22 protein-coding genes are annotated in these 25108 nt (G+C 72.8%); 10 read left to right on the top strand and 12 right to left on the bottom strand.

The features are described from left to right. Window positions 1-88 precede the first annotated feature (88 nt). Together QE392_RS07995 and QE392_RS08000 are read left to right on the top strand one after the other, a co-directional pair. A complete protein-coding gene (locus QE392_RS07995) occupies window positions 89-787 on the top strand; it encodes a phosphatase PAP2 family protein (RefSeq protein WP_307450436.1) in 699 nt (232 codons plus the stop codon). A 9-nt stretch (window positions 788-796) separates the two neighbouring features. Continuing rightward, on the top strand, window positions 797-3025 hold the full coding sequence (locus QE392_RS08000) for a helicase HerA-like domain-containing protein (protein ID WP_307450438.1): 2229 nt from the start codon (window positions 797-799) through the stop codon (window positions 3023-3025). Window positions 3026-3739: 714 nt separating this feature from the next. On the opposite strand, the gene QE392_RS08005 is transcribed toward QE392_RS08000, so the two are convergent. Then, window positions 3740-5221, bottom strand: coding sequence for an MFS transporter (locus QE392_RS08005; protein WP_307450440.1), 1482 nt, complete (start codon window positions 5219-5221; stop codon window positions 3740-3742). A 131-nt stretch (window positions 5222-5352) separates the two neighbouring features. On the opposite strand from QE392_RS08005, the gene QE392_RS08010 reads away from it, so the two are divergent. The 3 genes from QE392_RS08010 (at window position 5353) to QE392_RS08020 (ending at window position 8514) form a co-directional block, all read left to right on the top strand. Then, window positions 5353-6957, top strand: a complete 1605-nt coding sequence (locus QE392_RS08010; RefSeq protein ID WP_307450442.1) for an SDR family oxidoreductase — start codon at window positions 5353-5355, stop codon at window positions 6955-6957. A gap of 649 nt (window positions 6958-7606) precedes the next feature. Beyond that, entirely contained in the window at window positions 7607-8089 is a 483-nt protein-coding gene (locus QE392_RS08015) for a MogA/MoaB family molybdenum cofactor biosynthesis protein (RefSeq protein ID WP_307450444.1), read from the top strand. Next, complete coding sequence (locus tag QE392_RS08020; protein ID WP_307450446.1) at window positions 8086-8514, top strand: molybdenum cofactor biosynthesis protein MoaE; 429 nt, start codon at window positions 8086-8088, stop codon at window positions 8512-8514. Before QE392_RS08015 ends, QE392_RS08020 begins: the two co-directional genes overlap by 4 nt. 58 nt (window positions 8515-8572) lie before the next feature. On the opposite strand, the gene QE392_RS08025 is transcribed toward QE392_RS08020, so the two are convergent. From QE392_RS08025 to moaA, 6 genes are all read right to left on the bottom strand, one after another. Continuing rightward, window positions 8573-9571 (bottom strand): endonuclease/exonuclease/phosphatase family protein, encoded by a 999-nt coding sequence (locus tag QE392_RS08025; RefSeq protein WP_307450448.1) that lies wholly within the window; start codon window positions 9569-9571, stop codon window positions 8573-8575. A gap of 74 nt (window positions 9572-9645) precedes the next feature. Next, window positions 9646-9882 carry a MoaD/ThiS family protein gene (locus QE392_RS08030; RefSeq protein ID WP_307450450.1) on the bottom strand — a complete coding sequence of 79 codons (237 nt, stop codon included), beginning with the start codon at window positions 9880-9882 and terminating at the stop codon, window positions 9646-9648. A gap of 167 nt (window positions 9883-10049) precedes the next feature. Further along, on the bottom strand, window positions 10050-10601 hold the full coding sequence (moaC, locus tag QE392_RS08035) for a cyclic pyranopterin monophosphate synthase MoaC (RefSeq protein WP_307450452.1): 552 nt from the start codon (window positions 10599-10601) through the stop codon (window positions 10050-10052). Continuing rightward, entirely contained in the window at window positions 10598-11821 is a 1224-nt protein-coding gene (locus QE392_RS08040) for a molybdopterin molybdotransferase MoeA (protein ID WP_307450455.1), read from the bottom strand. Before QE392_RS08040 ends, moaC begins: the two co-directional genes overlap by 4 nt. 138 nt (window positions 11822-11959) lie before the next feature. Beyond that, window positions 11960-12730, bottom strand: a complete 771-nt coding sequence (locus QE392_RS08045) for a HesA/MoeB/ThiF family protein (RefSeq protein ID WP_307450457.1) — start codon at window positions 12728-12730, stop codon at window positions 11960-11962. Further along, window positions 12727-13941, bottom strand: coding sequence for a GTP 3',8-cyclase MoaA (gene moaA / locus QE392_RS08050; RefSeq protein WP_307450458.1), 1215 nt, complete (start codon window positions 13939-13941; stop codon window positions 12727-12729). Before moaA ends, QE392_RS08045 begins: the two co-directional genes overlap by 4 nt. A 186-nt stretch (window positions 13942-14127) precedes the next feature. On the opposite strand from moaA, the gene QE392_RS08055 reads away from it, so the two are divergent. Then, window positions 14128-14523 carry a TOBE domain-containing protein gene (locus tag QE392_RS08055; RefSeq protein ID WP_307450461.1) on the top strand — a complete coding sequence of 132 codons (396 nt, stop codon included), beginning with the start codon at window positions 14128-14130 and terminating at the stop codon, window positions 14521-14523. Between the two features lie 124 nt (window positions 14524-14647). Here QE392_RS08055 and QE392_RS08060 read toward each other — a convergent pair whose 3' ends face one another. Together QE392_RS08060 and QE392_RS08065 are read right to left on the bottom strand one after the other, a co-directional pair. Further along, entirely contained in the window at window positions 14648-15559 is a 912-nt protein-coding gene (locus tag QE392_RS08060; protein ID WP_307450463.1) for an SDR family oxidoreductase, read from the bottom strand. A 389-nt stretch (window positions 15560-15948) separates the two neighbouring features. After that, complete coding sequence (locus QE392_RS08065; protein ID WP_307450465.1) at window positions 15949-16794, bottom strand: helix-turn-helix transcriptional regulator; 846 nt, start codon at window positions 16792-16794, stop codon at window positions 15949-15951. A 211-nt stretch (window positions 16795-17005) separates the two neighbouring features. Here QE392_RS08065 and modA point away from each other — a divergent pair, with 211 nt between their 5' ends. The 4 genes from modA to QE392_RS08085 all read left to right on the top strand — a co-directional run bounded on the left by modA (window position 17006) and on the right by QE392_RS08085 (window position 20313). Then, a complete protein-coding gene (modA, locus tag QE392_RS08070; protein ID WP_307450468.1) occupies window positions 17006-17764 on the top strand; it encodes a molybdate ABC transporter substrate-binding protein in 759 nt (252 codons plus the stop codon). An 86-nt stretch (window positions 17765-17850) separates the two neighbouring features. Then, window positions 17851-18630 carry a molybdate ABC transporter permease subunit gene (gene modB, locus QE392_RS08075; protein WP_307450470.1) on the top strand — a complete coding sequence of 260 codons (780 nt, stop codon included), beginning with the start codon at window positions 17851-17853 and terminating at the stop codon, window positions 18628-18630. Continuing rightward, complete coding sequence (locus QE392_RS08080) at window positions 18627-19706, top strand: sulfate/molybdate ABC transporter ATP-binding protein (protein ID WP_307450471.1); 1080 nt, start codon at window positions 18627-18629, stop codon at window positions 19704-19706. Before modB ends, QE392_RS08080 begins: the two co-directional genes overlap by 4 nt. Window positions 19707-19920: 214 nt before the next feature. Then, a complete protein-coding gene (locus QE392_RS08085; protein WP_307450473.1) occupies window positions 19921-20313 on the top strand; it encodes a hypothetical protein in 393 nt (130 codons plus the stop codon). Window positions 20314-20394: 81 nt separating this feature from the next. Here the strand turns inward: QE392_RS08085 and cydC are convergent, their stop codons facing one another. The 3 genes from cydC to cydB form a co-directional block, all read right to left on the bottom strand. Continuing rightward, complete coding sequence (gene cydC / locus QE392_RS08090) at window positions 20395-22101, bottom strand: thiol reductant ABC exporter subunit CydC (RefSeq protein ID WP_307450476.1); 1707 nt, start codon at window positions 22099-22101, stop codon at window positions 20395-20397. Further along, window positions 22098-23786 (bottom strand): thiol reductant ABC exporter subunit CydD, encoded by a 1689-nt coding sequence (gene cydD, locus QE392_RS08095; RefSeq protein WP_307450478.1) that lies wholly within the window; start codon window positions 23784-23786, stop codon window positions 22098-22100. Before cydD ends, cydC begins: the two co-directional genes overlap by 4 nt. A gap of 289 nt (window positions 23787-24075) precedes the next feature. Continuing rightward, entirely contained in the window at window positions 24076-25101 is a 1026-nt protein-coding gene (gene cydB / locus QE392_RS08100) for a cytochrome d ubiquinol oxidase subunit II (protein WP_307450480.1), read from the bottom strand. Window positions 25102-25108 lie beyond the last annotated feature (7 nt).

Consider the following 25108-nt stretch of genomic DNA (forward strand, 5'->3'; position numbering starts at 1 on the left):
GTCGCGAACAGTAGCAGAGCGACCGCGAACCCCCGCCTGTCGTGCGGGACCGTTCCCACGACCCCCGCCCGCGCGGCATCATGAGTCGATGGATGACAGGGCGATCGACGATGTTCTCGACACGCGTCCGCAGCGGTCCCGGGCCGTCGTGGGCGTCGTGCTCATCGCACTGGCGTGCGGGCTCGGGGCGTGGGTGTTCTTCCGCGGTCCGAGCCCGTTCGTCGTCGACGTGTGGTGGAACCAGTTGTTCGCTGCCGCTCCGTCGCAGCCGGTCTACGTCTTCGCGTTGATCATGGATCAGGTGGGCGGGCACCTGACGGCGGTGGTCATCGTGCCCGTGCTCGGGGCGCTCGCCCTGTTCCTGTCGCGCCGACGATGGTCGGCGCTGTACTTCCTGTCGGCCTCGGTGGGCAGCGCGCTGCTCGTGCAAGTGGTCAAGCACACGTTCGGCCGGGCCCGGCCCGAGGACATCCTCATCCTCAGCGACTACGGTTCGTTCCCCTCCGGCCACACGGCCAACGCGGCCACCATCGCCGTGGTCGCCGCCGTGCTGTTCCCGCACCTGGGAGTGCGGATCGCCGGGGTGGCCTGGGTGGTGCTGATGGCGTTCAGCCGCACGTACCTGCACGCGCATTGGCTTTCCGACACCATCGGTGGCGCTCTCATCGGCGCGGGTGCGGCCTTCGTCTTCGCTGCGGCGTTCTCGCGTCTGCGCGCTCGCGACGAGGACCGCCTGGCGATCCGACGCGCATATCGGACGGATGCCGCGACCCCGACCGCGTCATAGGCTGGCGCCATGAGCGACCCCGGCGATTCCGTCCCCGTTTCGTCCGCGTCCGCGTCCGATGCCGAACTGGCGCGGCTGCGAGCGGAAGCGGAGGCAGCCGAGGCGGAGTTGCGGCTGGCGCGAGCGCGCGCCGACCTCGCAGCCGCGGAGGCTGCGGCCGCCGCGGCCCGCGCGCGTGCGGCGGCCGGCGAGGGCGCGTCCGCCGCGTCCGGCGCGTCCGGCGCGGCCGGCGCGGTGCCGACGGATGTCGCGGCAGCGGCGGGTGCGGCCGCACCGACGGATGTCGCGGCCTCGGCGAGTGCGGCGAATGCGGACGAGACGTCGGTGAGGGATGCCGCCGGCCCCGGCGTCGCGGACAGCACGGCCGACGCGGAGACGCGCTCGCCGGGCGCCGGTGACGCACCGGCCGCCTCGTCGGCGCCGGCGCAGACGCGGTCGCTGACCGGCGGAGCGCCGGGCGCGGCGTCAGCGCAGGCGGAGACGCCGTCGTCGGCCGCGGGCGGAGCGCCGGCCGGCTCGTCGGCGCCGTCGCAGACGTGGTCGCCGGGCGCCGGCGAAGCACCGGCCGCCGCGTCGACGACGACCGCGCCGTCGTCTCCGGCATCCGCCGCCCCCCTCACCGAAGACCAGGTCGCGCGGATCGCCGCCGGGTACGCCGTCGACGGCGCCGCACTCGACCTCGGGGTGCTCGTCAACGGCGGGCCGGTGGCATCCGCGCCCATTCGTATTCCGCTGGCCATGACCAATCGTCACGGACTCGTGGCCGGAGCGACCGGCACCGGTAAGACGCGCACGCTGCAGCTCTTGGCCGAGCAGCTGTCCGAGAACGGCGTGCCGGTGTTCGCCGCCGACATCAAGGGCGACCTGTCGGGCATCGCCGCGGCGGGCGTGCCGAGCGACAAGCTCGCCGCGCGCACGGCTGCGCTCGGGCAGAACTGGTCGCCGCGCGCTTTCCCGACGGAGTTCTACGCGCTCGGCGACGACGTGGGGTCGGGCATTCCGGTCCGCGCCACCGTCTCGGGCTTCGGTCCGCTGCTGCTCAGTCGCGTACTCGGGCTCAACGCCACACAGGAGTCGAGCCTCGGGCTGGTGTTCCACTACGCCGACGAGAAGGGCCTGGCCCTGGTCGACCTGTCCGATCTGCGGGCGGTGCTCACCTACCTCACCAGCGACGAGGGCAAGGCGGAGCTGAAGGGCATCGGCGGGCTGTCGGCCGCGACGGCCGGTGTCATCCTGCGCGAGCTCGTCGGCTTCGCCGGCGTGGGCGCGGAGTCGTTCTTCGGCGAGCCCGAGCTCGACGTGCGGGCGTTCCTGCGGACGGATGCCACGGGCGCGGGCATCGTGAGCCTGCTCGAGGTGCCCAACGTCGCCGCCCGCCCCGAGCTGTACTCGACGTTCCTCATGTACCTGCTCGCGGAGCTGTACGAAGTGCTGCCCGAGGTGGGAGACGTCGACAAGCCCAAGCTGGTGTTCTTCTTCGACGAGGCGCACCTGCTCTTCCGCGACGCGTCGAAGGCGTTCCTGGCCGCCATCACGCAGACGGTGCGGCTCATCCGGTCGAAGGGCGTGGGCGTGTTCTTCGTCACGCAGACGCCCAAAGACGTTCCCGGTGACGTGCTGGCCCAGCTCGGCTCACGCGTGCAGCACGCACTCCGCGCCTTCACCCCCGACGACGCCAAGGCGCTGCGGGCGTCGGTGCGCACCTACCCCGACTCGGGGTACGACCTCGAGCGGGTGCTGCAGGAGCTGGGGACCGGCGAGGCGATCATCACCGTCATGAGCGAACGCGGTGCGCCGACCCCGGTGGCGTGGACGCGTCTGTTCGCGCCGCGGGCGTCGATGTCGCCGATCCCCGCGGATGCCATGGCCTCGGCCGTGACGGCATCCCCCCTCTTCGCCACGTACGGGACGCCGATCGACCGCGAGTCGGCGAGAGAGATCCTCGGCGCGCGCATGCAGGCTGCGACCGAGGCCCGCGAGGCGGAGGAGCGGGCGAAGAAGGCGGCAGCCGACGCTGCCGAGTACGCCAAGCAGAAGGCCGCGATCGACAAAGCGAACGCCGCCGCGCAGAAGAAAGCGCAGCAGGAGTACGAGCGGATCCTCCGGTCCACCTCGGCGCCCCGGTCGCGCGCGAGCGCCCCGGCTCCCGGGCTGGACGGTCTGCTCGGGCGTGGGGCGACGAAGAGCATCGTGACCGGCGTCATCCGCGGGATCTTCGGGACCGGTCGGCGGCGCTGAGCGCCGCTTTCGACGGAGCGGTCGCCTCGCTGTGCGCCGTGGGCTTCGAGGCGGCCGGGCGGGGCGGGCGCTTGCGCGGTTATGTGCGCAAATTCTGCTGATTGGGGCGGGTTCGGGCTGAGGTTGTGCGCGTTGCGGAGGTTGTGTCGCCGGCGAGGCGGCCGGGCGGGGCGGGCGCTTGCGTAGTTATGCGCGCAAACTCTGTTGGTTGGGGCGGGTTCGGGCTGAGGTTGTGCGCGTTGCGGAGGTTGTGTCGCCGGCGGGCGGGCGGGGCGGGCGGTTGCGCAGTTATGCGCGCAAACTCTGTTGGTTGGGGCGGGTTTGGGCTGAGGTTGTGCGCGCAAACACTGTTGGTTGGGGCGGGTTTGGGCTGAGGTTGTGCGCATCGCGGAGGTTGTGTCGCCGGCGGGCGGGCGGGGCGGGCGGTTGCGCAGTTATGCGCGCAAACTCTGCTGGTCGGGGCGGGTTTGGGCTGAGGTTGTGCGCATCGCGGAGGTTGTGTCGCCGGCGGGCGGGCGGGGCGGGCGGTTGCGCAGTTATGCGCGCAAACTCTGTTGGTTGGGGCGGGTTTGGGCTGCGGTCATGCGCATCGCGGAGGTTGTGTCGTCGGCGGGGTGGCTGCTCGGGCCGGCCGTGAGCCGCTGAGACCGTCCGGCGCAGCGGGACGCGGAGGGGGAGGGATGCCGGTGCCCCCGGCATCCCTCCCCGTCGGCGTCAGGGCCGGCGCAGCTCGAGCGGCATGGTCGAGGTGTCGATGAGCGGGTCGTCATCCTGGCGCTCGACGAGCGCCTCGGCCTCGGCGGGCGTCTCGACCGTCGGCACGGAGCCGAGCAGCGGGCGCTTCGCGGTCTCGGGCATCGCCAGCAGCGCGACCAGGCCGAGAGCTGCGAAGAACATGATGTAGAACGCCGGCATGAGGGTGTTGCCGGTCGCGTCGATGAGCGCCTGGCTGAAGAGCGGTGTCGTACCGCCGAACAGCGACACCGACACGTTGTAGGCGATCGCCATGGCCCCGAAGCGCGACGCGGTCGGGAAGAGCGCCGGCAGGGTGGATGCCGCGATGCTGGCGTAGAACGCCACGGGAACGGCCGCGAGCACGAGCGCGATCATCACCGCCCAGACCTCGCCGATCTGCATGATGACGAAGGCCGGGATCAGCAGCACGAGCGCGGAGCCGGCGGCCATGACGTAGATGGGCTTGCGGCCGACCTTGTCGCTGAGCCGCCCGAAGATCGGGAGCATGGCCGACATCAACAGCAGCACGGGCACGGTGGCCACGGCCGACATGACGTTGGAGACGCCGACCTCCTTCTCGAGGTAGACCGGCATGTAGCTCGTGAGCGCGTAGCCGGCGGTGTTGGTGGCCGCCACCAGGGCGATCGCGATGAGGAGCGCACGCCAGTGGTGACGGACGATGCCGCCGAGGCCCTGGCGGGCCATGGGGTCGTCCTTGTCGATCTCCTGCGCCGCTTCGGCGGCGTGGGTCTGCTCGAAGGAGGGCGTCTCGGGGATCTTGAGGCGGAACCAGATGGCCACGATCCCGAGGGGAATCGCGAGCAGGAACGGGATGCGCCAGCCGTACTCGGTCATGGCATCCGGACCGGAGACGCTCGTCGCGATCGCCGTCGTGATGGCGACCACCCCGGCACCCGCGGCGAAGCCGACGTACGAGCCCACATCGAGCCACGACGACCAGAACCCGCGGCGGCGGTCGGGGGAGAACTCCGAAACGTAGGTGGTCGCGCCGGCGTACTCACCGCCTGTGGAGAAGCCCTGCACCATCTTGAGCAGATACAGCGGGACGATCGCCCACAGCCCGATCTGGGCGGAGGTGGGCAGGATGCCGATGAGCGCGGTGGCCGCGGCCATCATGGCCATCGTGAGGAAGAGCACCTTCTGCCGGCCGATGCGGTCGCCGAGGGGGCCGAGGACGAATCCGCCGAAGGGGCGGACGAGGAAGGAGATCGCGAAGCCGAGCAGGGTGACCAGCAGGCCCCAGGGGTCGGGGAGGTCGGACGCGAAGACGGCGGTGAGGGTGACCGCCAGGTAGCCGTAGATGCCGAAGTCGAACCACTCCATGAAGTTGCCGACCACGGTGCCGCCGATGGCGGTGCGGACGCGCTTCTTGTCGACGACGATGACGTCGTCGACCTGGAGCCGGGGGGCTTCGGATGTCGAGGGGGGTGTCTCGTTCATCATTCCAGCTTCACCCGCGTCGCTTTCGTTTCCAAACCGGAGGTGCGTTTCGCGGCCGGGCTCGCTCACCGCTCTCTTCTCGGCGTCGTCAAGCCCCCGGCGATGTCGGAGGCCGCGCGTACCGTGTCGGCATGAGCGAGCTGACCACCCCTACCGGCCGCGAACCGGCCCTCGTCGCACAGCCCCGTCCCGATGGATCGTCGCCCCGCGCCTTGGTACTCGGCGCCACGGGCTACCTGGGTGGCCGGCTCGTTCCGCGACTGCTCGCCGCGGGGTACCGGGTGCGCGTGCTCGCGCGCGACGCTCGTCGCGCGAAGGCGTTCCCGTGGGGCGAGAAGGTCGAGATCGTCACCGGAGATGCCACCGACACGACGGCCGTGCGCGAGGCCGTCGAGGCGGTCGACGTCGTCTACTACCTCATCCATTCGATGGGCGGCGGACGCGATTTCGAGGCCACCGATCGCCGCGCGGCGCAGACCGTCGCCGACGCGGCGGCCGAGGCGGCCGTGAGTCGCATCGTCTACCTCGGGGGATTGCACCCCGACGACGCGCCGCTGTCGCCGCACCTGCGTTCGCGCGTCGAGGTCGGGGACATCCTCCTCGCGAGCGGCGTTCCCACGCTCGTGCTGCAGGCCGGAGTGGTCATCGGGTCGGGGTCGGCGTCGTTCGAGATGGTCCGGCATCTCACCGATGTGCTGCCCTACATGCCGGCGCCGAAGTGGGTGCGCAATCACATTCAGCCCATCGCGGTGCGCGACGTGCTGCACTACCTGCTGGGCGCGGCGCGGGTGGCGCCGAACGTCAACCGCGCGGTCGACATCGGCGGCCCCGACGTGCTGCGGTACGGGCAGATGATGAACGGCTACGCGCTCGAGGCGGGGCTCAACCAGCGTCCGATCGCCTCGTTGCCGGTGCTCACGCCACGGTTGGCGTCGCACTGGGTCAATCTCGTCACGCCCATCCCGAAGTCCATCGCGCGCCCGCTCGTGGAGTCGCTGCAGAACGACTGCGTCGTCAAGGACCGCGCGGTCGACGACCTCATCCCCCGCCCCGAGGCGGGGCTCATGCCCTATCGCGACGCGGTGCGGCTGGCGCTGCGGCGCGTGAACGACGACGACATCGAGACCAGCTGGCTGGATGCCGAGGTCTCGGGCGTTCCGAGCGACCCGCTGCCGAGCGATCCCGACTGGGCGGGCCGCCTGGTCTACACCGACGTGCGCACCATGACGACGACGGCGAACGTCAAGCAGCTGTGGTCGGTGATCGAGGGGATCGGCGGCGAGAACGGCTGGTACTCCTCGCCGCTGCTGTGGGCGATCCGCGGGTGGATGGACCGGCTCGTGGGCGGGGTGGGCCTCGCGCGCGGCCGGCGCAGCCGTTCCGTGGTCACCGTCGGCGACGCGCTGGACTTCTGGCGCGTCGAGGCGATCGAGCCCGGGCATCTGCTGCGGCTGCGCGCCGAGATGAAGGTTCCCGGCGGCGCGTGGCTCGAGCTGCGCGCGACGCCGGAGGGGGACGGCGCCCGCTTCGATCAGCGCGCCCTGTTCTTCCCGCACGGTCTGCCCGGCCGGCTGTACTGGATGGCCGTGCTGCCCTTCCACGGCCTGATCTTCAGCGGCATGGCGCGGCGCATCACCGCGGCCGCCGAGCACGTGCAGCACGACGAGCCCGAGCCGAAGGCGGAGGCCGGCCGCATCGCTCCGGAGGTGCCCGAGGTCGAGGCGCTGAGTCGCTGACGCGGGGCGTCGCCGGCGCGCGCCCGCGCCCCGCGCCTCAGCAGGCGCCCCGCGCCGCCGCGCCCGGTCCGCGCTCGCGCCCGCGCTGCGCGCCTGCGCCTGCGCGCCTGCGCCTGCGCGCCTGCGCCTGCGCGACTGCGCCTGCGCCTGCGCGACTGCGCCTGCGCGACTGCGCCCGCGCTCCGCGCCTGCGCCTGCGCGACTGCGCCTGCGCGACTGCGCCCGCACTGCGCGCCTGCGCCTGCGCGACTGCGCCTGCGCTGCGCGCCTGCGCGCCTGCGCGCCTGCGCCCGCACTGCGCGCCTGCGCCTGCGCGCCCGCGCCCGCGCTCCGCGCCTGCGCGCCCACTCCTCGCGCCTGCGCTGCGCTCCGCGCCGCCGCGCGCGGTCGGCGCCCGGTCCGCGCCCACGCCTGCGCCCCTGCGCCTGCGCTCCGCGCCGCCGCGTGCGGTCCGCGCCTGCGCTGCGCGGCTGCCCCCGCGCCCGCGCCGCTGCGCCTGCGCTGCGCCCGCGCCGCGCGCCGCGAGATGACCCGGGTCTCCCGAGATGACCGGCGATTGCGGCGAATCCCGGGTCATCTCGTGAATGCAGGGTCATCTCGGCGCAAGCCGGGCAGGCCGCGGCCCCGGTGACACGCCTAGGGTGGATCCGTGCCGCATGTCGCCCGGGTGATCACTGTCTCCGACCGTTCCGCTGCCGGATTGCGCGAAGACCGTGGGGGACCGCTCGCCGTCTCGCTGCTGCGCGATGCCGGGTTCGACTGCGCCGACGCGGTCGTCGTGCCCGACGGCGCCGACAGCGTTGAGGCCGCCCTGCGCGCGGCCGTCGCGGCCGGCCCGGGGTTGATCGTCACCACCGGCGGCACCGGCATCGCCCCGCGCGACCGCACGCACGAGGGTACTGCGCGAGTGCTCGACCGCGAGCTGCCTGGCATCGCCGAGGAACTGCGCCGTCGGGGCCTGGCCGACACGCCGCTGTCGATCATCTCCCGCGGTCTCGCCGGCATCGTCGACCCGGGCACCCTGGTCGTGAACCTTCCCGGGTCCACGCGCGCCGTGGCATCCGGGATCGCCGTCATCGCCGAGATCGCACCGCACGTGCTCGACCAGCTCGCCGGAGGAGACCACGCATGAGCGCCGTCCGCATCGCCCGCCTGTCGGAGCAACCGCTCGACCTCGACGCCCACCTCGACGCGGTCGAAGACGCGTCGTCGGGTGCGGTGACGACCTTCGTCGGGCGCGTCCGCGACACCGATCCCGACGCCTCCGACGCCGTCGTCGCGCTCGAGTACAGCGCTCACCCGGATGCCGAGCAGACGCTGCACCGCATCGCCGAGACCGCCGCCGCCGGCACCGACGCGATCGTCGCGGTCAGCCACCGCGTCGGGCGGCTCGGCGTCGGTGAGGCCGCGGTCGTGATCGCCGTGGCATCCGGTCACCGCGCCGAGGCCTTCGAGGTGTGCCGCGCGGTGATCGAGACGATCAAGACCGACCTGCCCGTGTGGAAGCGCCAGGTCGAGGCCGACGGCACAACGGAGTGGAAGGGCCTGGGGGGCTAGACCGGCGTGGCTCCGGCGGGGTTGCGCCGAGGTCCTCGCGGGCTCGACCGCGTGAGGATCAGCGGCGCGACAGCGTCGCCACGACGGGGCGGTGATCGCTGCCGGCGTCGTCGAAATCGGTGAGGACCGTGAAGGAGCGCACATCCCAGGCCGAACCGACCAGCACGTGGTCGATCGGGGCGGCGAGCCCCGGGGGTAAGCGCACCGGCCAGGTGCCGACCGCTGCCGCCCCCGCTTCGGCGGCGGCATCCCGGCACTGCCCGACCACGCCTTTCTGGTTCCCGAGGCCTGCGAGGTGATCGAGGGTCGAGTTCAGATCGCCCGCGACGATGACGTCCGGAGACGAGCACTGCGCCGCCACCCAGTCCATCCCCTCGGTCCAGTCCGACATGATGCGCGGCAGTGGCGGCAGCGGGTGCGCGGCGACGATCGTCGGGCCGTCTCCCGCGAGGGGCCGATAGACCCCGCTGGGCACCCCGGGCGTCGAACCGGCCGACGCATCGAGCGCGTAAGGCCCGAGTTCCGTCGCGATCAGAAGCGATGTCGGAACCGGGTCGTCGCCGGGCTCCGCCTCTCGCGTGACCGCGGTCATCCGGATCCCGTCGCGGGCCAGGATGCCGACCACGTCCGCCGCGGCGACCGCGTCGGTCTCGGGAAGACTGACCACGTCTGCGCCGGTCTCGCGCACGAGTCGCGCGATGCTCTCGGTCGACGCGCCACCGCCGTAGGTGTTCCAGGTCGCGATCACGAGCTGTCCCTCGGCGACGGAACCGCCGCTCCCTCGCGCGAGGAGGACGATGCCGTTGCCCAGGGAGGCCACCGCGAGCATGATCGCGAGACCCGCCGCCACGCCCCATCGGCGTCGCAGGACCGCGACGACCGCCGCGGCGGCGGCCAGTGCCGCCAGGGCCAGAGCCAGGATGCCGCGGAAGGGGATGACGAGCGCGACCACCTGCCATCGCTGCGCACCGACGAGCTGCGGCCAGACCGCCAGGGTGGCGAGCACGGCGCCGACGGCGAGGCTGGCGAGGAAGGCGACGCGTCGCGTGTTGCGCATACGGCCCAGTAAAACAGCGGGCCGAGACCTCGCCTGACCACCGTGCGGGGAAGGAGCTGGGGCCGACCGGAGGCTCAGCCGCCGGCGAAGGGCGGCAGCACGTCGACGTGGGTGACGCCGTCGAGCGGGGCGTCGTCGTCGCGGCGGGTGCCGTCGACGAGGACAGCGCAGCGGTCGAGGATGCCGCCGAGGGCAGGGTGGTCGGCCACCACAGCGGCGCGAAGCTCGGCGAGGGTGGGTTCGTCGCGGTCTTCGGCGTCGGTGCCGGCGGCCTCGGCGGCGGCGGCGAAGTAGCGGACGCGGACGGTCATGCGCGGGCTCCCGGGGCGTCGGACGCGGCGGTGGCGAAGGAGCGGACTCGGACGCTCACGCGGGGGCTCCCGGGGCGTCGGCGGCGTCGAAGGAGTGGACGCGGACGGTCATGCCAGGGCTCCCGGGGCGTGGGACGCGGCGGCGGCGAAGGAGCGTACGCGGACGCTCACGCGGACGCTCCCGTGGGCGCGGTGCCGGTGCCGGTGCCGGTGCCGGTTCCGGAGCCGGTAGCGGCGGGCGACGCAGGCTCGCCCGGACGCACCCAGTCGCCGGACTTGCCGCCGGTCTTCGACACGATGCGCACATTCTCGATGAACGTGCCCTTGTCCATGCCCTTCACCATGTCGACGATGGCGAGAGCGGCGACCGACACGCTCGTCAGCGCTTCCATCTCGACGCCGGTGCGGTCGGCCGTGCCGACGGTCGCCTCGATCTCGACGCCGTCGTCGGTGATCTCCAGATCCACCGAGGCGCGGTGTACGCCGATCACGTGTGCCAGGGGGAGAAGTGCCGGGGTCGACTTGGCGGCCTGGATGCCGGAGATCCGGGCCACTGCGAGCACGTCGCCCTTGGGGGCGGCGCCATCGCGGAGCGCGGCCACGACCTCCGGCGCGCAGCGCACGAAGCCCCGAGCCGTGGCGGTGCGAACGGTGGGCTGCTTGAGGGTGACGTCGACCATGCGGGCGTGGCCCGCGGCATCCAGGTGGGTGAAGGTCATGGAATCAGCATGACATCGAGCGCGTCGCCGACCGACACGGTGGACACCTCGGCGGGCACGACGGCGAAGGCTTCGGCGCGCGCCAGGGAGGCGGCGAGGTGCGATCCCGATCCGCCCGCGGTGGCCGGCCGCACGGTGCCCTCGACGAGGTCGACCGCGGCGGGGAGGTATTGGCGGCGCCCGGGCGGGGTGGTCCAGCTCTCGGATGCCGTGAGGCGGGCGATGCGCCGATCGATCACGGTGCGCCCCTGCAACGCCAGCAGCGCCGGCCGCACGAACACCTCGAACGACACCGCGACGCTCACCGGGTTGCCGGGCAGGCCGAAGACGAGGCGCCCGTCGTCGACCACGCCGAACGCCTGCGGCTTGCCGGGCTGCATCGCGACCTTCTCGAACGCGATGCGATCACTGAGCGCGAGGCGGACCGGCTCGTACGCACCGGCGCTGACGCCGCCCGTGAAGATGACGACGTCGGCGCGGGTCGCTCGCGCGAGGACGGAGTCGATGCCGGCGGGGTCGTCGCCGACGCGGTCGACGAGTTCGATGTCGGCATCCGCTGCGTTCACGAGGGCGGCGAGCAGGGTCGCGTTGGAGTCGGGCGTCTGGCCGCGGCTCGGCGTGGTGCCGGGGGCGACGAGCTCGCTGCCCGTGGAGACGACCGCCACGCGCGGACGCCGGTGCACCACGACCGCGTCGACCCCTGCGGCCGCGGCGGCGGCCAACGCGAACGGGCCGAGCCGCTCGCCGGGCGACAGCACGGTCGCGCCGGTGAGGGTGTCGCCTCCGCGGCGACGGATGAAGGCGCCCGCTTGCGCGGGAGCGCGGAGCACCCGGACGGTGTCGAGCGAATCGGCGAGACCGCCGGCGGTGTCTTCGAACGGCACGATCGCATCCGCGTCGGCCGGGACGGCGGCACCCGTCATGATGCGTGCCGCCTCGCCCGGGGCGAGCGCCGGGTCGTCCGCGGTGCCCGCGGGCAGGTCGGCGACGACGCGCAGGGTCGCCGGGGTCCCGGCATCCGCCCCCTCCACGTCGGCGAAGCGCACCGCGAAGCCGTCCATCGACGAGTTGTCGAAGCCGGGCAGATCGTGCGCCGCGAGCACCGGCCCGGCGAGGGTGCGGCCCGCCGCGTCGGCGAGCGAGACGCTGTCGGCGGGGAGCAGTGAGACGGCGGCGAGCACGCGGGCGCGGTGCTCCTCGACGGTCAAGAGTTCAGTCACGCGAGGGTCCTTCGAACCGATACGGCGTCAGCCGCAGCCTGTGATGCGTTCTTTCCGGCCCCGGATAGCGCTGACTTGCGCCTTTTGTTCGGCGCGAGTGTGCCACGGCGTGCATTTCGCGCGAGTCACCGGGGGTTCTCATGGCCGCCTCGCCGGGCTCAGGGGAATCACGTCCTGCCGGGCGCGGAGTGCGTCGATGACGACCAGGCGTCCGAGCAACGGCTCGCCGGCGCCGGTGACGAGCTTGATCGCCTCCGTCGCGAGCAGCCCTCCGACCTGCACGCACAGCGAGCCGAGCACGCCGACCTGCGCGCATGTGGGGGGCTCGCCGGCAGAACCGGGAGGAAACAGGTCGCCGAGCACGATGGGGGCGTATCCCTGGGGAGGTGCGGACCAGAACACCGTCACCTGCGCTGCCCACTCCTGCACGGCGCCCCACACGAGGGGGATGCCGAGGGCCTCCGTCGCCGCTGCGACGGCCTCGCGCGTGTCGAAGGTGTCGCTGCCGTCGATGACGAGGTCGGCACCCTCGAACAGGTCGGCGGCATTGTCGGAGGTCAGTCGTACGGTGCGTTCATGAACGACGGTGACGGGCGAGAGGTCGCGCACGGCGCGGGCGGCGGATGTCGTCTTGGCGACGCCGATGTCGTCGACCCGGTGCAGCAGCTGGCGTTGCAGGTTCGTGCGCTCCACGACGTCGTCGTCGATGATCACGAGCTCGCCGACACCCGCGGCGGCCAGCGACAACAGGACGGGGGAGCCGAGGCCGCCCGCGCCCACGACGGCGATGCGCGCGGCCGCGAGTCTGCGCTGCCCCTCCTCGCCGATGCCGGCGAGCACGGCGTGGCGAGCTGTGCGGATCAGTTCTTCGGGGGCGAGGGATGCCACCGGCTCGACGAGCGGCCTCATCCGCCGATCGCGCTCATCGTGCGCTCCGGCTGGACGAAGTCGGCGCGCGCCAGTCCGACGCGGTCGGAGCCGTGGGCGCGGGGCTTGGCCCACATGGCATCCCGCCAGATCTGCGCGAGACCCTCGTCGTCGGCACCGTCGCGGAGGGCGGTGAGCAGATCGGTCTCTTCATGCGAGAAGAGGCACGAGCGGATGCGGCCATCGGCGGTGACGCGCGTGCGCGAGCACGCGGCGCAGAACGGTTCGGTGACGGACGAGATGATGCCGACGTGTCCGGCGAGGGCGGTCTCGCCGTGGCGGCGCACCTCCCAGCGCTCGGCGGGGGCGGCGCCGCGCCCGCGCGGGTCGGGGCTGAGGGTGAAGGCCTCCTCGATCGCGGCGCGGATGTCACGGGCGGGGATGACGTTCGTCGCCGTCCACGAGCGATCGCCGTCGAGCGGCATGTCTTCGATGAAGCGCATCTCGAAACCGTTCGACACGGCCCAGTCGACCAGGGGGACGACCTCGGTGTCGTTGATGCCCCGCAGGAGCACGGCGTTGATCTTGATGGGTCCGAGGCCCGCAGCGCGCGCGGCATGGAGACCCGCGAGCACCTTGTCGAGGTGGGGGCGACGGGTGAGCTCGGCGAACGTCTCGGGGTGCAGGGTGTCGAGCGAGACGTTGACGCGGTTGAGGCCCGCATCTTTCAGGGCGTGGGCGCGGCGGTCGAGACCCACGGCGTTCGTGGTGAGCGAGATCGGCAGGTCGGGGTTGTCGGCCCGGATGCCGGCGATGATGAACTCGAGATCCTTCCGCACCAGCGGCTCGCCGCCGGTGATGCGCAGCTCCTCGGCGCCGAGCGCCTGCACGGCCACGCGGACGATGCGCCGGATCTCGTCGGTCGACATCAGCTGCGATTGCGGGAGCCACGGCATCCCGTCGGCCGGCATGCAGTACGTGCAGCGGAGGTTGCACTTGTCGATCACCGAGACCCGGAGGTCGGTGGCGACGCGGCCGAAGCGGTCGAGCAGTCCGCCCTCGCGGGGGGCGCCGGTGGCGCGGACGGCGCCGGGGTCGCGCTGCGGGTGGGGTGTCTGTCGCGGCTCCGGGTTGCGCGGCCCGCCGGTGGCGCGGATGGCACCGAGCGTGCTCGTTGGCGCGCCCGCCGTCACCGTCGCGCCGAGGGGCACGAGGACGGGGCCGGGCGTCCCGGTCTCGTGCGCGGCATCCATGACACGAGCCTAGGCGAGCGGGGGAGGGCCGGGGTCGGGCGCGTCCTGCCGCGTCATCGACGGGAGGGGCGTCGCGGTGAGAGACAGCAGTGCGGTGACCTCTCTGCGGCGGAATGCCATCACTCTCCCGGGCAGAGGTGGCACGGGCGTTGGGTGGCGGCGGGAGCCGGCGGGTACGGTCATCGCATGCCGAACACCTTCCGTATCGCCACGGCCGCTCGCCTGCTCGGGGTGAGTGATGACACCGTGCGGCGGTGGATCGATCAGGGCATGCTGCCGACGACCGGGGCATCGCCCGTCGAGATCCCGGGTGCGGCGCTGGCGGAGCGCGCGGTGGCCCTCGCCGACGAGCCCGACGACCCCACGGGAATCGCCTCGAGCGCGCGCAATCGTTTCGTGGGAATCGTCACGCGCGTGCGGATCGACGGGGTGATGGCCCAAGTCGACCTGCAGTGCGGGCCCCACCGGGTGGTGTCGCTCATGTCGGCTGAGGCGGCCGAAGAACTGGCCCTCGCCCCCGGCTCGCTGGCGGTGGCGTCGGTCAAGGCGACGGTGGTGACGGTGGAGGCGCCGCGGGGCTGAGGGCGATGGTTCGCCGCGGGCAGGCCGTCGCGAGGCCCATGGTGGCAGCGAGCTCACGGCGCCCGGCCGATGCAGAGGCGCCGCCGGAACCCGCCGCCGGAGCGGCCGTGGGAGCGCCGGGCGCTCAGACGGCGAAGCGCGGACCGACTGCTTCGGTGGTGAGGTCCCACAGGCGGCGGGCATCAGCCTCGGCGCGGAACGGCGGCCACAGCTCCGTCGCCCGCGCCGGCCCGCCGATCAGGCGCGACGGGCCGAAGAAGGTGCCGTCCGACGCGGGCGCGGTCGCCGCGAGCACGGCGGGTTCGGCGGCGGATGCCACCGTGCCGGTGATGTGCAGTCGCGAGAGGAGCCGGATGACGCGGCGGGCCCCCAGCTCGCGCTCCCGGCCGACGCCCGGTTGCGCGGCCAGCAGATTGGTCGGGGAGACGCCGGGGTGCGCGAGGGTGCTGGTGAGCTGCCAGCCCAGCGCGCGGCTGCGGCGTTCGAGCTCCTGCGCGAAGAGACCGATCGCGATCTTCGACTGCACGTAGGACGCCATGGCGTCGTACGGTGTCGGGTCGATCGTCTGCTCGTCGAAGCGGCCCCGACGTGCCGCGATGCTCGTCTGGTGCACGACGCGCGCCCGGCCCTCACGCAGCAGGGGCAGCAGGCCCAGGGTCAGGGCGGCGTGCCCGAGGTGGTTCGTGCCCCACTGCAGTTCGAACCCGTCGGCGGTCTCGCGACGGCTCGGCGGCGTCATGACGCCGGCGTTGTTGACGAGGAGGTGGACGGGCCGGCCCTCCCCACGCAGTGTTTCGACCAGGGTGTGCACCGAGTCCAGGCTCGCCAGGTCCAGCGTGCGCGTCGAGGCCACGGCATCCGGAACCTCTCGACGAAGAGTGTCGATCGCGCGGCGCCCCTTGTCGGCGGAGCGGACGGGGAGCACGACCTCGGCGCCGAGCGCGGCGAGACGCGTCGCGATCACCGTGCCGATGCCGTCGCTGGCACCGGTGACGACGGCCAGGCGGCCGGACAGTGGGAGGGAGGTGGGGGTCATGGGCGGTCCTTTCGAGCGGATGCTTCGATGCTCGTCGCCCCGACGCAGGGGGACCAGTGTCCGCTCACCCACTGATCGGCAGTCCACCCCCACGCCGCACTTTGACCGTGCAGACCCGCGGCCCGACTTCGCGGAGATGCGTGAGTCGCCAGATTGTGTCGCTTGCGCCGTGGTGGAGGCGACAGATCTTGGCGACTCACGCGGGGTGCGGCCTGACCACGCGGGGTGCGGCCCGGGCCGTGCGGGGATGCGTGAGTCGCCAGATTGTGTCGCTTGCGCCGTGGTGGAGGCGACAGATCTTGGCGACTCGCGCGGGGTGGGCGAGGGGGGCGCGGGGGTGGCGCGGGCGGGACGGGGCGCGGCGCCGGCCGCGAGCGGGTGACGCCCGGTCAGCCCGGGGTGGCGGGGGTGGGGCCGAGCACGGACAGCAGGCGCAGCTTCTCGGCGCTCTCGCTGCCGGGCTGCGCCGTGTACACGAGTAGCCGGTGGGAGGTCTCGGGATCGAGCAGGGTCTGGCACGACAGATCCAGGCGGCCGACCTCGGGGTGATGAAAGCGCTTGATCTCGGGCGGTCGGGCGCCGACCTCGTGGGTGTCCCACAGGGCTCTGAACTCCGGGCTGCGCGCGCGGAGATCGTCGGAGAGCTCGGCCGCACGCGAGTCCGGGCCGCGCGCGGCGACGAGTTCGCGCAGTCCCGCCGCGTACACGCGGGACAGGACCGCCGCTTCCTCAGCGGGATAAGGGGCGCGGGCGCCCGGATCGGTGAACCAGCGGTACCCGACGCTCCGCGACGGTCCGGTGCGGAGCGTGACGTCGCCGAGGAGGGCGGCCCCTAGGCGGCTCTGCCGCAGCGTCTCACCGAGCTCGGAGACGATCTCGGCGGGGGTGTCGTCGAGGCGGTCGAGCACCCGCAGCATGCCGGGGCTGATGTGCTCCGTCGCTGAGTGGCGGGCGGGCGGCTGGTGTCCCGCGAGGCGGAAGACGTGGTCGCGCTCCGCGAGGCTCAGGTGCAGGCCCTGCGCGAGGGAGGTCAGCATCTGCTCGGACGGCGTCGGGCCGGTGCCGCGCTCGAGCCGCGCGTAATAGTCGGTCGACATGTGGCTGAGCAGGGCCACCTCCTCGCGCCGCAGTCCCGCTGTGCGGCGGCGGACGCCGCGCGCGAGTCCGACGTCTTCCGGCTGCAGGGCTTCGCGCCGCCGCTGGAGGAAGTCGCCCAGCCCGGCCAGATCGCTCATGTCGTCGCTCGCATCCCCCGTTCCTACCGTGCCGGCGTGGAGGGAGCCAGGACCCGCCGATCCACCCCTTCGGGTGTCGCGCGGTCGTCGCGCTGTCTGGACGGCGTGGCGCTCGAACGGCATCGCGGCAGATGCGGATGAAAGGGCCTTAGATATCCGCAGAGGCGGAATAATGGTCGGAAGCGGCGGCACTCGTCGCCGAAAGGATGCCATGTCTCGCTCCGCCCGCCTGCTCACGCTGCTGAGCTGCGCCGCCCTCCTCGCGGGGTGCGCGAGCGCTGCGCCCGAGCCGCCGGCATCCGGAGACCAAATCGCGGGCACGGTCGAGGTGTATGCGGCCGCGTCGTTGCAGCGGTCGTTCGACGAGATCGCCGCCGCGTTCGAAGACCAGAACCCGGAGGTCAGCGTCAGCGCGGTCTACGACGGATCCAGCACGCTCGCCACGCAGATCGGCGAGGGCGCGCCCGCCGACGTCTTCGCCTCCGCCGACGAGAAGAACATGGCCAAGGTCGCGTCCCAGGCTCCTGATCCGCGGCTCTTCGCGGGGAACACCCTCGTCATCGCCGTGCCGGCGGGCAACCCGGGCGCGGTCGAGACCCTCGCCGACCTGACGCGGGTCACGACGGTCCTGTGCGCGGCCGAGGTGCCGTGCGGTGCGGCGTCGGCCACCCTGCTCTCGAACGCCGGAGTGACGGTGACGCCCGCGAGCGCGGAGCAGAACGTCACCGCCGTCCTGACGAAGGTCGCCGCGGGCGAAGCGGATGCGGGGCTCGTCTATGCCACCGACGTGGTCGGACGCGCCGACGTCGAGGCGATCGTCCCCGAGGGCGCCGACGCCGTGGTCAACAGCTACCCGATCGCAACGCTGACCGATGCCCCCAACCCGGAAGCGGCATCCGCCTTCGTCGCGTTCGTGCTGTCGGACGACGGACAGCGGATCCTCCGCGACGCGGGCTTCCGCGCACCGTGAGCGCTGGACGCGGGCTCGCGCGCACCGTGGGGGCTGGACGCGGGGTCGCGCGCACCGTGAGGGCGGGACGCGGTTCTCCGCGCACCGTGAGCGCCGGAGGGTACGTTCCGCGATGGCTGATCGCACCGGCGGCGGCCGGGCTGCTGTTCCTGCTCGTACCGCTGACGGCGCTGATCGCCCGCGTCCAGTGGGCCACCCTCTGGAGCGACATCACGTCTCCGGCGGCGGTCGAAGCCCTCGGGCTCTCACTGGGCACCGGTGCCGCGGCGACCGCGCTGTGCGCCGTCGTCGGCATCCCTCTCGCCGTGGTGATCGCGCGGAGCCCCGCGCGTGTCGCGGCGTTGCTGCGCGCGCTGGTCACCGTGCCGCTGGTGCTGCCCCCCATGGTCGGCGGTGTCGCCCTGCTCTACCTCTTCGGGCGCTCAGGTCCCCTCGGCATCCTGGGTCTGCCGTTCACGACGGCCGCCGTCGTTCTCGCTCAGATTTTCGTCGCCCTGCCGTTCCTCGTGCTCGCGGTCGAGGGGACGCTGCGCAGCACCGGCGTCGAGTTCGAGCGGGCAGCCGCCTCGCTCGGGGCGTCGCGCGCGACGATCCTGCGGCGGGTGACATTGCCGCTCGCCGCCCCCGGCATCGTCGCCGGGGTCGTGCTGTGCTTCGCCCGGGCGATCGGTGAGTTCGGCGCGACGGCGCTGTTCGCCGGCAACCGGCCTGGGGTCACGCAGACCATGCCGCTCGCGATCTACACCGCGTTCAACGGCGCGGGAGTGTCGCAGGGGACGGCGGTGGCGTTGTCGCTGCTGCTGCTCGTCACAGCGGTGGCGGTGCTGCTTCTCGTACGCGGCTGGCGGCCGGGGGTGGGGCGGTGAGCGGCGCGGATCACACGGCCGACACCGGTTTCGGGACGGTTCCGGATGCCGCTGCGCTCACCGCTCGACTGCGCGTGCGCCGCCGCGACTTCGACGTCGACATCGAGCTCGACGTGTCTGCCGGCGAGACCGTCGCGGTGATGGGGCGAAGCGGTGCGGGCAAGTCGACGCTGCTCGGCGCCCTGGCGGGGCTGACTCCGCTCGACGAGGGCGAGATCAGCATCGACGGCCGGGTTCTCGATCGGGCGCCGCGATTGCGCACCGACCCGATGCACCGGGGGATCGTGCTGCTCGGCCAGGACGCCCGGCTGTTCCCGCACCTCACCGCGCGCGAGAACGTCGCCTTCGGTCCGCGGGCGGCCGGGGTTCCGGCATCCGTCGCCCGTTCCGCCGCGGAAGGCTGGCTGGAGCGCGTCGGTCTGCCCGGCGCAGGAGACCGTCGGCCGTCGCAACTGTCGGGCGGCGAGCAGCAGCGCGTCGCCGTGGCGCGGGCGCTGGCCGCCGAGCCGCGGGTGGTGCTGCTGGACGAGCCGCTCGTCGCGCTCGACGCGGTCACCGCGTCGGAGATCCGGGCGATGCTGCGCGAGCGGCTGGCGGGGGTCACGACCGTGGCGGTGACGCACGATGCCGTGGACGCAGCCGCACTGGCCGACCGGCTCGTGATCGTCGAGCGGGGGAGGGTCACGCAGCACGGGCCGGTGCGCGAGGTGCTCGCGACGCCGGCGACGGAGGTGGCGGCGAAGATCGCCGGGCTGGAACGGATCGTCGGTGTGGCTCGGGGCGGGGCGTTCGAACGGCGGGGCCTGCGGCTGGAGTCGACGGATGCCGCGTCGCGCGCCGCCGCGGCCGACGACGGCGCGTCAGTGGCCGCGGTCTTCCGAGCCGCCGACGTGCGATTCGGTCACGGCTCGCGAGGGGTCGTGTCGCGCCTGGAACCCACCCCGACGGGCGTCCGCATCGTGCTCGACGTCGGCGCCGCCGAGGTCTCGCCCGCCGAGGCGGTGGGCATGCGACCCGGCGATGTGGTGCGCTGGACGGTTCCGCCTGCGTGCCTGCGCTTCGTGCCGGCATCCTGAGGCGGGCGCGCAGTCGGCGCGCGGTGGGTCGTGCCTGCGTCGGCGAGCGGGGGTTCGAAGTGTGTGAGTCCGGTCCGCCGCGGCGGCGAGGCGGCAGTGCATGTCGATCTCGTATGAAGTGCGACGTGTGGAGGGTGAGATCACCGCGTGAGACATTGCATGTCGACATGCGGCCTGGTCATGTAAGACAGGTCGATCTGTCGGAAGGCTCTCCATGTCCCTCTCGTCCCCTTCGCCCCGCGCGCTCCTCGTGGCATCCCTCGTCATGGTGGCTGCGGTGATGACCGCTTTCCACGTTCTCCTCATCCAGCGAGGGAGTGTGGATCAGTGGTCGGTCGCACTCCTGCTTCTCGTCGCCGCCACGCTGGTGGGGACCCTGCGGGTACTCCGGCCGGAGTTTCTGGCCCGGCCAGCGACGTTCCTCGTCGTCCACCTGGTGGCGTACCTCCTCGTCGCGGGTTCGATCGCCGTGCACGTCATGGCAACCGGCGATCAGCTGAACGGTGCCCGCGGACTGGTGTGGATGGTGGCGTGCTGGGGAGCCGGGCTTCTCGTTCACGCTCTCGGTACGGCCGACACCTTCCTGCCGCGGAGTCGTCGCGTCTGACGCGCGCCCCGACGAGCGGTGCCTCGGCGCACTCGTCGCATCGGCGACACGCAGGCTTCCGACGCGGCAGTGGCGGGCACGTCAGTCCCGAACAGCAGCGTCACCCGCGCTGACCACTCGCCCACCCTCCACCCGCACCTCGCGATCCACAAGCCCCTCCGGCACCTCGACGTGCGACACGAGCACGACGGCCTGATCACGGCCCACCGCGCCGAGCAGGTCGTCGAGCAGGGCATCGGATGCCGCGGGGTCGACGCCCGCGGTCGGCTCGTCGAGCACGAGCACGGGGAAGCCGCGCAGCAGCGCCCGCGCGAGGGCGAGGCGCTGCGCCTGTCCGCCCGAGACGAGGGAGCCGCGATCTCCCACGGGGGTGTCGAGGCTGCCGCGCTCGTGGACCCACTCATCGAGCCCGACCCGCGCCAACACGGTCCACAGGTCGTTCTCGGTGGCGTCGTCGCGGGCGAACAGCAGGTTCTGCCGCACCGACTCGTCGAAGAGGTACGGCGACTGCTCGATCAGCCCGACCGTGCGGCGCAGATCGTCGCCGGAGAGATCGCGCGCTTCTACGCCGCCGATCGCGTACGACCCCTCGTAGTCGAGGAAGCGCGCGAGCACGTGCGCGAGAGTCGTCTTGCCCGCACCGCTCGGTCCGCTCACCAGGACGCGCTCGCCGGGGCCGACGCGCAGGTCGATGTCGTCGAGGCGGCCGGAGTCGCCGTCGAATCCGCTCCGCGTCGGCCAGTGCGCGCGGATGCCACGGAGTTCCAAGCCCGAGCCCAGCACCGGCGCCTCGCCGGTCGACGCGGGCTCGTCGCGGGGCAGACCGTCGGGGATGCCGTCGGGCACGGCCTCGGCGATGCGCTCCGCGGCCGCGCGCACCTGCCGCCACGAGGCGAGGGCGAGAGGCACTGGTCCGAACACCTCGAACACCGCCATCGGCAGCAGGACGACGACCGCGAGGCCCGGGCCCGACAGTACTCCGCCGGTGACGGCGGGGGCGGCGACGATCAGGGCGCCGAGCGAGGCGAGTCCGGCGAGCACCGATACCGCGCCCGAGGTGAGCCCCTGCGCCCCGCCGCGGCGGACCACCGCGCGACGCAGCGCCCGATCGGCGTCGCGCACGCGTGCGGTCGCGGCATCCACGGCCCCGTATGCGGTCAGCACGTCGAGGTTCGTCAGCAGGTCGTGCACGGCATCGGCCACGGCGGCGCGCAGCGGTGCGATCGAGCGCTCGGCGCGCGACCCCGCCGCCCACCCGACCGCGACAGCGACCGCGAAGGCCACCACCAGGCAGCCCAGCAACGCCAACGCCGCGGGCCACGAGATCAGCGCCGTGAAGACGACGGCCGCGAGCGAGGTGAGAGCCGCGACCGACAGGGGCAGCACGACCCGCAGGGGAAGGTTCTGCAGCTCCTCGACGTCGTCGACGACGCTCGACAGCAGGCCACCGCGACGCGAACGCGCCAGGCCGTCGGGCGCGAGCGGCACGATGTCGCGCACGAGGTCGGCGCGCACCCCCGCGAGCTGGTGCAGGGCCGCATCGTGCCCCGTCAGACGCTCCAGGTAACGGAACACCGCGCGTGACAGCGCGAACGCCCGCACGCCGACGACGGCCATCGAGAGGTACATCACCAAGGGCTGCTCGGCCGCGCGCGCGATGAGCCAGGCGCTCGCGGCGAGGAGCGCGATCGCGCTCGCCGCGGTGCCGAACCCCGACAGCACCGCCGGCGCGAACCGCCGCCGCGACGGCATCGCCGCCCGCAGGATCTCCCTGACCCGCCCGCTCACGCGCGCCCCCCGTGCAAAGCGCGTGAGGGGTCAAGAACTGTCGCCTGGACCCCCGCCGAGGCGACACTTTCTGACCCCTCACGCGACAGCGACAGGGAGACCGTGCGGGTGGCGATCGCGCGGGCGGAGGAGCGGTGCGAGACCAGCAGGACGCCGCGGCCGGCGTCGGCCTCGCGGCGCAGGGTCGCCCACAGGTGCGCTTCGGTCGCGGCATCCAGGGCGCTCGACGGCTCGTCGAGGACGAGGATCGGGGCGCCGGTCACGCGGGCCCGGTACAGCGCCCGGGCGACGGCGACGCGCTGCGCCTCACCGCCGGACAGCCCCGAGCCCCCGGCGCCGAGGGGGGTCGCGGGGTCGATGCCCTTCGCTCCGGCGTCGGCCAGCGCGGCGGCCACCGCGCGCGCGTCGGACGCCGACCCGAGCGAGACGTTGTCGCCGACCGTGCCCGCCACGAGCCCCGGCCGCTGGCCCGCCCACGCCACAGAGCCCCGCGCATGCGCCACGACGACACCATCGACCCGCACGGCTCCCTCGCACGGGGCGTACCCGAGCAGTGCGGCGATCAGCGACGACTTGCCGACGCCGCTCGGCCCGGTCACGAGCACCACCTCGCCAGGGCCCACGGTCAGCGACACCCGCGGCATCCGGTGCCCCTCACGGTGCACCCGCACGTCGTCGAGGGTCAGAACCGACCCGCGCATCGGGGAACCGGCATCCGGAGCCGCAGCGGTACGCGCCGCGTCGAGCGCGTCGAAGATCTCCTCCGTCGCCGCGACACCCTCCGACGCCGCGTGGAACTGCACCCCCACTTGCCGAAGCGGCAGGTACGCCTCGGGTGCGAGCAACAGCACGAAGAGTCCCACGAGCAGCGACAGATCACCCGAGAGCAGGCGGAAGCCGATGGTCACGGCGACGATCGCGACCGAGACGGATGCCAAGAACTCCAGCGCGAAGCCCGACAGGAACGACACGCGCAGCACCGTCATCGTCTCGCGCTTGTAATCGCGCGTAATCGTCTCGATGGAGTCGGCGGCGCGGTGCTGCCGTCCGAACGCCTTCAGGGTGCCGAGACCCTCGACGGTGTCGGCGAAGCGCGCGGCGAGTCGTCCGAGCGTGCGGTACTGCTTCTGTTGCACACCGCGGGTCGCGAGTCCGATGAGCACCATGAAGAGCGGAATCAGCGGGATCGTCACCGCCACGATCAGGCCCGAAAGCGGGTCGGCGAGTGCGATGGCGCCGATCAAGATCGGCATGGTGACGACGGTCGCCACGAGCTGCGGCAGGTACCGGCCGAAGTACGCGTCGAGCGCCTCGAGCCCGTGCCCCGCGGTCAGCGAGAGCGAGGCGGCGTTACGCCGGGCCAGCCACCCCGGCCCCAGACGCCCGACCGCGTCGACCAGTGCCGCGCGCAGCTGCAGCGAGGCGGCCGCCGCTCCCCGCGCCGACACCCGCTCCGACACCGCGATCAGCAGTCCACGCAGAAGAACGAGGGATGCCGCAACCCCGACGTACCCCCACAGCTCGCCGAGCGGCCGGCCCTGGATCGCGCCGACCAGCGCGCTCGTGAGCGCCCACGCGAACCCGACGATCACGCCGGTCTGCGCCAGCACGATCCCCGCCGTCGCGGCGAAGAAACTTCGCGAGGCGGTGGCGTAGCGGACGAGCCGCGGATCGACGGGTTTCACGGGTGGGGCTTCCGATCAGGATGCTCGGGCGGGTGAGGAGGCTGAGCTCGTCGAAGCCTCCGGTCCCTTCGACGGGCTCAGGGACCTTCGGCAGGCTCAGGGATCTTCGACAGGCTCAGGGATCTTCGACGGGCTCAGGGATCTTCGACGGGCTCAGGGATCTTCGACGGGCTCAGGGATCTTCGACGGGCTCAGGGATCTTCGACGGGCTCAGGGATCTTCGACAGGCTCAGTGACGTTCGACAGGCTCAGGGACCTCTGCAGGAGGCGGGCTGGCGCGATGCGGGAGTCAGTGCGCCACGAGGGCGGCCTTCTCGATGCGGGCGCGGGTGACGCGCTTGCGGAACACCCAGTAGGTCCAGCCCTGGTAGGCCAGGATCAGCGGCAGGAAGATCAGCGCCGCCCAGCTCATGATCGTCAGCGTGTACGGCGTGCTCGAGGCGTTCTCGATGGTCAGGCTCGAGCCCTCGGCGAGGGTGGTGGGCATGACGTTCGGGAAGAGCGCGAAGAACAGCGCGGCGACGGCGGCGACGATCGTGACGGCACCGAGGGTGAAGGCGGTGCCCTCGCGGTCGCGGGTGTTGGCGACCCACGAGCCGATCAGCGCGAGGGCGGCGGCGCCCGACAGGCCCACCACGCCGAGGAACAGCGGCGCGCCCGCGGCATCCACGATCGTCCACCCGAGGAACAGGGCCGCGAGAGCGATGGCGGCGACCCCGACGCGGCCGGCCAGGCGCCGGGCGTCGGCGCGCACCTGTCCGTCGGTCTTCAACGCGACGAAGTACAGCCCGTGCACGAAGAACAGCGCGAGCGTCGTGAGCCCGCCGAGGATGCCGTACGGGTTCAGCAGCGTCAGCACCGTGCCGGCGTACTCGTGGTCGGCATCCAGGGGCACGCCCTGCACGATATTGGCGAACGCGACGCCCCAGAGGAAGGCGGGGACCGCAGATCCGAAGAAGATCATGCGGTCGAACGACCGCTTCCACCGCAGCGAGTCGCGCTGGTGGCGGTACTCGAACGACACCCCGCGGGCGATGAGGGCGAGGAGGATCGCGAGCAGCGGCAGGTAGAACCCGCTGAACAGCGTCGCGTACCACTCGGGGAACGAGGCGAACAGGGCTGCTCCGGCGACCATCACCCACGTCTCGTTGAGGTCCCACACGGGGCCGATGGTGTTGATGATCTGCCGGCGGGCGATGTCGTCCTTGCCGAGGAAGGGGATCGACATGCCGACGCCGAAGTCGAACCCGTCGAGGACGAAGTAGCCGACGAAGAGGAAGGCGACGATCCAGAACCAGAGGTGCGCGAGATCCATTTTGTGT

It is taken from the genome of Microbacterium proteolyticum (assembly GCF_030818075.1).
Taxonomy (GTDB): domain Bacteria; phylum Actinomycetota; class Actinomycetes; order Actinomycetales; family Microbacteriaceae; genus Microbacterium; species Microbacterium proteolyticum_A.

Bases quoted from the DNA above. Each gene is read 5' to 3' on its own strand.
- QE392_RS07995 (WP_307450436.1), top strand. From the start codon at position 89: ATGGATGACAGGGCGATCGACGATGTTCTCGACACGCGTCCGCAGCGG.
- QE392_RS08000 (WP_307450438.1), top strand. From the start codon at position 797: ATGAGCGACCCCGGCGATTCCGTCCCCGTTTCGTCCGCGTCCGCGTCC.
- QE392_RS08005 (WP_307450440.1), bottom strand. From the start codon at position 5,221: ATGAACGAGACACCCCCCTCGACATCCGAAGCCCCCCGGCTCCAGGTC.
- QE392_RS08010 (WP_307450442.1), top strand. From the start codon at position 5,353: ATGAGCGAGCTGACCACCCCTACCGGCCGCGAACCGGCCCTCGTCGCA.
- QE392_RS08020 (WP_307450446.1), top strand. From the start codon at position 8,086: ATGAGCGCCGTCCGCATCGCCCGCCTGTCGGAGCAACCGCTCGACCTC.
- QE392_RS08025 (WP_307450448.1), bottom strand. From the start codon at position 9,571: ATGCGCAACACGCGACGCGTCGCCTTCCTCGCCAGCCTCGCCGTCGGC.
- QE392_RS08030 (WP_307450450.1), bottom strand. From the start codon at position 9,882: ATGACCGTCCGCGTCCGCTACTTCGCCGCCGCCGCCGAGGCCGCCGGC.
- moaC (WP_307450452.1), bottom strand. From the start codon at position 10,601: ATGACCTTCACCCACCTGGATGCCGCGGGCCACGCCCGCATGGTCGAC.
- QE392_RS08045 (WP_307450457.1), bottom strand. From the start codon at position 12,730: ATGAGGCCGCTCGTCGAGCCGGTGGCATCCCTCGCCCCCGAAGAACTG.
- moaA (WP_307450458.1), bottom strand. From the start codon at position 13,941: ATGGATGCCGCGCACGAGACCGGGACGCCCGGCCCCGTCCTCGTGCCC.
- QE392_RS08055 (WP_307450461.1), top strand. From the start codon at position 14,128: ATGCCGAACACCTTCCGTATCGCCACGGCCGCTCGCCTGCTCGGGGTG.
- QE392_RS08060 (WP_307450463.1), bottom strand. From the start codon at position 15,559: ATGACCCCCACCTCCCTCCCACTGTCCGGCCGCCTGGCCGTCGTCACC.
- QE392_RS08065 (WP_307450465.1), bottom strand. From the start codon at position 16,794: ATGAGCGATCTGGCCGGGCTGGGCGACTTCCTCCAGCGGCGGCGCGAA.
- modA (WP_307450468.1), top strand. From the start codon at position 17,006: ATGTCTCGCTCCGCCCGCCTGCTCACGCTGCTGAGCTGCGCCGCCCTC.
- QE392_RS08085 (WP_307450473.1), top strand. From the start codon at position 19,921: ATGTCCCTCTCGTCCCCTTCGCCCCGCGCGCTCCTCGTGGCATCCCTC.
- cydB (WP_307450480.1), bottom strand. From the start codon at position 25,101: ATGGATCTCGCGCACCTCTGGTTCTGGATCGTCGCCTTCCTCTTCGTC.